The organism is Terriglobales bacterium (assembly GCA_035543055.1).
Taxonomy (GTDB): Bacteria; Acidobacteriota; Terriglobia; order Terriglobales; family Acidobacteriaceae; genus JAIQFD01.
The window spans coordinates 43,860-50,241 of the sequence record DATKKJ010000029.1; the positions used below are offsets into that span (position 1 = coordinate 43,860).

Here is a 6,382-nt window from a genome sequence, read left to right on the forward strand (position 1 = left end):
ACGTCGCATTACTTCTGCACCGCCCGCCGTTGCTTCAGGTATTCGCGGATGAAGACATCGATGTCGCCGTCGAGCACCCGGTCCACGTCCCCGACCTCGACCCTGGTGCGCAGGTCCTTCACCATCCGGTAGGGCTGAAGCACGTAGGAGCGGATCTGCGAGCCGAAATCGATGTCGAGCTTTGAGTCCTCGATCTTCTTCGTCTCCGCCTGCTTCTTCTCCAGCTCGTATTCGTAGAGCTTGGAGCGCAGGATCTTCATCGCCCGGTCTTTGTTCTTGTGCTGCGAGCGCTCGTTCTGGCAGGCGACCACGATGCCGGTCGGGATGTGGGTGAGGCGCACCGCGGAGTCGGTGGTGTTGACGTGCTGCCCGCCGCGCCCCCCCGAACGATAGGTGTCCACCCGCAGGTCTTCCGGCTTGATGTCGATCTGGATGGTTTCGTCGATCTCGGGGGAGACGAACACGCTGGCGAAGGAAGTGTGCCGCCGCGCCTGCTGGTCGAACGGCGAGATGCGCACCAGGCGGTGCACGCCGATCTCGCTGGTGAGCAAGCCGTAGGCGTATTCCCCGGCAACAGTGAAGGTGGCCGACTTGATGCCCGCCTCCTCCCCCGCCTGGTGATCGTTGAGCACGGTCTCGAGGCCATGGCGCTCCGCCCAGCGCAGGTACATGCGCAGCAGCATCTCCGCCCAGTCCTGCGACTCGATGCCGCCGGCCCCGGGATGGATGGTGACGATGGCGTTGCGCGCGTCGTTCTCCCCGGAGAGCAGTGTCTTGGTCTCCAGGCTGTCGACCAGCACGCGCAGGGAGTCGATCTCGCGCTTGAGGTCGGCCTCCACGCTCTCGCCTTCGCGGGCCAGCTCGAAGTAGGCAGAGATGTCGGCTTCGCGCCGCGCCAGCCCGGCCTCGGTGGCCAGCGTTTCCTCCAGCCGCTTGCGTTCGCGCATGACCTGCTGCGACTGCTCCGGGTTGGACCAGAAGTCGGGCTGGTGGAGTCTTTTCTCGATGTCGGCTAGCTGCGCGCGGACTTTGGGCGCGTCAAAGGTACTCCCGCAGGTCGCGGACCTTCTCTTTGAGAGCAGAGTATTCGCGTTCGAGTTCTTCGATCATGACCGGGAACCGCGGATCGCGCCGGCGCGGAACCGAAGACGTGCCAGCAGACCCGCCACTGTGATTATCGCACACAGGTATGCGAAGACATCGCCGTGACGGGTGTAGAAGGTGGTGTCGCTGCGGAACGCGTAAGGCACGTCGATGGCGGTGCGCTGGTGGCGCGGGGCTTGCGCCACCAGCCGCCCGTAAGGGTCGATGGAGCCGGTGACCCCGGTATTGGTGCCGCGCAGCAGCCAGCGCCGGTTCTCGATGGCGCGCATCCGCGCCATGTTCAGGTGCTGGTAGGGCGCTCCGGTGTCGCCGAACCAGCCGTCGTTGGAGATGTTGAGGAACACTTCGGCGCCGCGGTCGGCGAAGATGCGCACCTCGTCCGGAAACACCGACTCATAGCAGATGAATATGCCCATCCGGTGGCCGTCGAGGACGATGACGGTGCGCTCCGCTCCCGGCGAGAAATCTCCCGATTGCTTGGTCAGCGATTCGGCGAAGCTCAGCAGCGACTTGAAGGGCACGTACTCGCCGAAGGGGACCAGGTGCACCTTGTCGTAACGCGCCACCCACTGGCCGGCAGGCGACATCACGGCGGCCGAGTTCAGGAACTCGGAGTTCTTCTCCCGCCCTGGCGTGTTGCGCACGCCGATGCTGCCGGCCACCACGTAAGACCCGGTCTGCTGCGCGATGCCCATGATCACGTGGTGGAAGTTCGGGTCGTTGAGGAAAAACGGCGTCGGCGACTCCGGCCACACGATCAACCGCGGCGCCGGCGATGTCACGCCGCCTGCAGGTTGCTCGCTCAACTCGGTGAGCGCGGCCAATGTCTGGCGAAAATACTGGATGGTCCAGGCGCCCCCGCCCAGGATGGGCACGTTCGATTGCACCAGCCGCGCGCTGTGGGTCGCGGGCAGAGGCGCAGGACGAACCAGCGCGCCAGCCTGCAGCGTGGCCGCCGCCGCCAGGCTGGTCACCAGCATCAGCCGGCGCCGCACCGGCGGCAGCAGGAACGCCGCGGCAAACGCTGCATTGGCCAGGGCGATGCCGAATGACAGCCCGTAAACCCCGGTGATGGTGGCGACGCCGGTGAGCGGGATGTTGTCCACCTGCGCCGTGCCCAGCAGGTCCCAGGGAAAGCCGCTGATGCGAGCGCGCGCCAACTCGACCGCCACCCAGATGAATGGCGCCAGCGCCAGCACCCGCCCCTGATTGTCGCCGCCCCGGCGCGCGAGAGCGGCCACCATCAGTCCGAACGCCCCGTGATAGAGCCCGAGATACAGGCAGTAGAGGACCAGGATCCCGAGCGCGACGGGCCCGGGCAGCCCGCCGTACTCGTGCATGACGTCGTACACCCAGTAGCAACTCCCGGCATACCAGATGATGCCGCTCAGGTATCCCAGCAGGAATCCCTGGCCGGGCGTGGTGGCGCCGAGGTCGCGCCCCGCCGGGTCGATGACCCGCAACTCCTCCTGCTGTCCGGCCAGGATGGCCACCAGCAACGGGGTCAGGCAGATCCAGCACAGGATCACCAGGTTGGGACGGGGGAAGACCAGCACTTGCAGCACTCCGGAAAGTGCTGCCAGCATCCATGTTCGATGGCGGATCCCTCGCATCTGGCCGCCCAGTGTAGCAAACGGGGAGATTCTCCCGGATTAGAGAACGGAGGAACGGCCGGTGGTATTAGAATCGGGGGTCTGTCTGCCCCACGGTGACGCATGGCGGTTGTGATCAGCGGACTTATCCGATTGCTGGAGCTCCTGTTCGTCTTAGGGTGCTGCGGTTCGCTGGCCGTGATCCTGCTTTCCGGGATCGAGGACGTCGAGACCATCTTCAACCGCGAAAAGGAGCCCGGCGCGCCTACCGTGCAGCCAGAAAAGCAGAGTTGATCCGCAGCCGAGGAACGCAGGAGACCTCGGCGAACGCGATCCATGTCCTCAAACCTGACCTCACTCCCGTCCAGTTCCAACCGGGTCCGCATCGTGGTGGCGACCTCGGTGATGCTCACCTTCATCTCCTACTGGCGGGCAGCGGCCATCATCCTCAACGATCTGGGCTCATCGGCGTTCTATGCCGCGGGCATCGCCGAGCAGGCGGTCGGCAAGACCGCACCCTGGTTCATCCTGGCGGTGATGTTGTTCTCCTTCGCGGTGCGCGCCGTGTACGTCGAGAGCTGCTCCATGTTCGTGCGCGGCGGCGTGTACCGCGTGGTCAAGGAGGCCCTGGGTGGCACCCTGGCCAAGGTCAGTGTGTCCGCCCTGATGTTCGATTACATCCTCACCGGGCCGATCTCGGGCGTGTCGGCCGGCCAGTACATCGCCGGACTGGTCAATGACCTGTTCATCGCCGCCGAGGCCCACGGCTGGGTCCCGCGGGCGGTGCATTCGATGTTCGGAGGGACGCCGCACATCAACATCAACGCCACCGCGGTCCTGCTGGCCTGCGCCGTCACCCTCTACTACTGGTGGGAGAACATCAAGGGGATCGAGGAATCGAGCGAAAAGGCCATGCGGGTCATGCAGATCACCACGGTGATGGTGGTGATCCTGCTGGCCTGGTCCGGGTACACGCTGATCAAGCGCAGCGACTGGCAATTGCCGCCCATGCCCTGGCCCGCAAACCTGCACTTTAACGCCGAGTCGCTGGGCTTCCTGCGGTCGCACCCCGACATCCCCAGGTTGTTCGGCGTGTTCGGGATCATCATGGCGCTGGGCCATTCCGTCCTGGCAATGAGCGGCGAGGAGTCTCTGGCCCAGGTCTATCGCGAGATCGCCCACCCCAAGCTCAAGAACCTGAAGCGGACTGCGCTGGTGATCGCCCTCTACAGCTTCATCTTCACCGGCATCGGTTCCCTGCTGGCAGTGATGCTGATCCCGGACCAGCCCCGCGTGGAGATCTACAAGGACAACCTGATCGCGGGGTTGGCCATGTACCAGGCCGGACCACAACTGCTGAAGCTGATCTTCCGCGCCTTCGTGGTGGTGGTCGGGTTCCTCATGCTCTCCGGGGCGATCAATACCTCGATCGTCGGCTCGAACGGAGTGCTGAATCGGGTCAGCGAGGATGGGGTGCTGACCGAATGGTTCCGGCGGCCGCACCGGAGATTCGGCACCAGCTACCGCATCATCAACATGGTCGTCGGGCTGCAGTTGGCGACCATCGTGCTTAGCCGTGGTGACGTGTACCTCCTGGGCGAGGCCTATGCCTTCGGTGTCATCTGGAGCTTCACCTTCAAGAGCCTGGCCATGTTCGTCTTGCGGTTCAAGGACCGCTCCGAGCGGGCCTGGAAGGTGCCGCCCAACCTCACCATCGGGCAGACCGAGGTCCCGATCGGGCTCTTTTCCGTCTTTCTGGTGCTGTTCTCCATCTCGGTGGCAAACCTGTTCACCAAGTCGGTGGCCACGGTTTCAGGCCTGATCTTCTCGGCGATCTTCTTCGCCATCTTCACCGTTTCCGAACGGGTGAATCGGCGCAAGTTCGCGGAGGCGAAACGGCAGATGCGCGACCAGTTCCAGCTGCTCCACCGTGACTCGGTGGCCGACAGCGCCTCCGACGTGCGACCCGGCAACATCCTGGTCACCGTCCGCGATTACAACACGCTGCTGCACCTGACCTGGATCCTGAAACGCACCGACACCAACGACCAGGACGTGGTGGTGATGGAAGCGCGCCTGGTCGGCCCCGGGGCCGCCGAATTTGACCTATCCATGGAGCAGATCTTCAGCGAATACGAGCAGACCCTGTTCACCCGAGCGGTCTCCATCGCGGAGAACGTGGGCAAGAAGATCTCGCTGCTGGTGGTGCCGGCGCGCGACGTGTGGTCGGCGGTGGTGCAGACTGCCAACCTGCTGCAATCCTCAGTGGTGGTGGCCGGGCTCTCCTCCAAGATCACGCCCCAGGAGCAGGCCTTCAACCTGGGCCGCGCCTGGGAAGCCATGCCCGAGCCCAAGCGCCAGTTCATCTTCCAGGTGGTCCGGCCGGACGGCGAGGCCGAAACCTACACCATCGGTCCGCACACGCCCGCACTGAAGCCGGAGGACATCCAGCTCACCCACCGGCTGTGGCTCAGCGCCACCCGCGTCCCCGGACTGGAAAAACTGCACCATGCCGACATCATCACCATCGCCCTGACCCGGTTGGCTTCAGAGTACGGACGCAGCCGCGAGGAGATCCTGAAAGAGCTGAAGTCTGTGGGCAAAGAGAAGCGCTTCGGCTCGCCTCAGCCCGACCGCCGCCCGATCGACGTTCCGGAGCCCCCGGAGCGCAAGGACGACAAGGAGTCCCCCGGGCCACCCATCGTCTCGCCGTAGGCTGGGTGTTCCACCCTTCCGCCGCTCTGCTCTGGGTGGCCCACCCTTCCGCCTGCCTTTGGCGGAGGGTGGGGTACGAGGGTGGGACAGCAGATCCACATCACAGACACGCGCCCTGCGACTGCGCTAGCTTGCTGCCGCCATGCCTACCCGCCTCAAGCGCTATCAGCACCTGCGCGATGCGCATTACATCACCTTCACCTGTTATCACCGCAAGCCGCACCTCCGTTCGAAAGAGGCCAAGGAACTCTTCGAGCGAACTTTGGAGCGCGTCCGGCGCTGGTACGGGTTCTACGTATACGGCTACGTCGTTATGCCCGAGCACGTTCATCTGCTGCTCAGTGAACCTGAGCGCCGGGACTTGTCGGTCGCGCTGCAGTTGCTTAAGCAGATCGTGTCGCGCAAGATAGCGCTAGCAGAACCCTTCTGGCAGCGCCGTTACTATGACTTCAACGTTTGCACCGAACGCAAGTTCATCGAGAAGTTGCGCTATATGCACCGCAATCCGGTTCGGCGTGAGTTGGTGAGGGAGCCGAAGAACTGGCTCTGGAGTAGCTTTCGGCATTATCTTACCGGCACCGAAGGTACAGTCGAGATTGAATCGGAGTGGACGGCGAACAAGCGCGAGCGGATGGGAATTGTTCCGCGAGTGAAGATCAGAAGTGCATAGCCGTCCCACCCTTCGCCAAAACCGGGCGAAAGGGTGGGCCACCCAACCCGATGTTTGGTGTCCTGAGAATCTCTCATCCGCAGTAACATTGGGCGGGATGAAGCCCTAGTTACTAGGCTATGCAGACTAGCTCGCTTGTTAACTACTGCCGGGACGTTGCCTTGGCCACCATCGGAGTGCTCGGCGGCCTACTTGCGTTGTCTTCGGCTGCCGCTCACCCACGCAGCGCCGGCCACGTTTGGCTCGGGGTTACCTGGAGCACCGCGGTTTGCCTCAGCATCGCTCTGGCAAGAGAAAGGTC

The 6,382-nt window shown here is 64.0% G+C and carries 5 protein-coding genes; 3 read left to right on the forward strand and 2 right to left on the reverse strand.

Annotated features, from left to right (window positions below):
* Window positions 1-8: 8 nt before the first annotated feature.
* Together prfB and lnt are read right to left on the reverse strand one after the other, a co-directional pair.
* Entirely contained in the window at window positions 9-1,082 is a 1,074-nt protein-coding gene (gene prfB, locus VMS96_02000; GenBank protein HVP42171.1) for a peptide chain release factor 2, read from the reverse strand.
* Window positions 1,083-1,106: 24 nt separating this feature from the next.
* A complete protein-coding gene (lnt, locus tag VMS96_02005) occupies window positions 1,107-2,690 on the reverse strand; it encodes an apolipoprotein N-acyltransferase (protein HVP42172.1) in 1,584 nt (527 codons plus the stop codon).
* Window positions 2,691-2,819: 129 nt separating this feature from the next.
* On the opposite strand from lnt, the gene VMS96_02010 reads away from it, so the two are divergent.
* The 3 genes from VMS96_02010 (at window position 2,820) to VMS96_02020 (ending at window position 6,081) form a co-directional block, all read left to right on the forward strand.
* On the forward strand, window positions 2,820-2,990 hold the full coding sequence (locus VMS96_02010; protein HVP42173.1) for a hypothetical protein: 171 nt from the start codon (window positions 2,820-2,822) through the stop codon (window positions 2,988-2,990).
* 42 nt (window positions 2,991-3,032) lie between these two features.
* Entirely contained in the window at window positions 3,033-5,411 is a 2,379-nt protein-coding gene (locus VMS96_02015; GenBank protein HVP42174.1) for an APC family permease, read from the forward strand.
* A 142-nt stretch (window positions 5,412-5,553) separates the two neighbouring features.
* A complete protein-coding gene (locus VMS96_02020) occupies window positions 5,554-6,081 on the forward strand; it encodes a transposase (GenBank protein HVP42175.1) in 528 nt (175 codons plus the stop codon).
* Window positions 6,082-6,382: the final 301 nt, after the last annotated feature.

What these genes read in the sequence shown, in the direction of transcription:
- VMS96_02010 (HVP42173.1), top strand. Translation starts at nt 2,820, where the DNA reads ATGGCGGTTGTGATCAGCGGACTTATCCGATTGCTGGAGCTCCTGTTC.
- VMS96_02015 (HVP42174.1), top strand. Translation starts at nt 3,033, where the DNA reads ATGTCCTCAAACCTGACCTCACTCCCGTCCAGTTCCAACCGGGTCCGC.
- lnt (HVP42172.1), bottom strand. Translation starts at nt 2,690, where the DNA reads ATGCTGGCAGCACTTTCCGGAGTGCTGCAAGTGCTGGTCTTCCCCCGT.
- VMS96_02020 (HVP42175.1), top strand. Translation starts at nt 5,554, where the DNA reads ATGCCTACCCGCCTCAAGCGCTATCAGCACCTGCGCGATGCGCATTAC.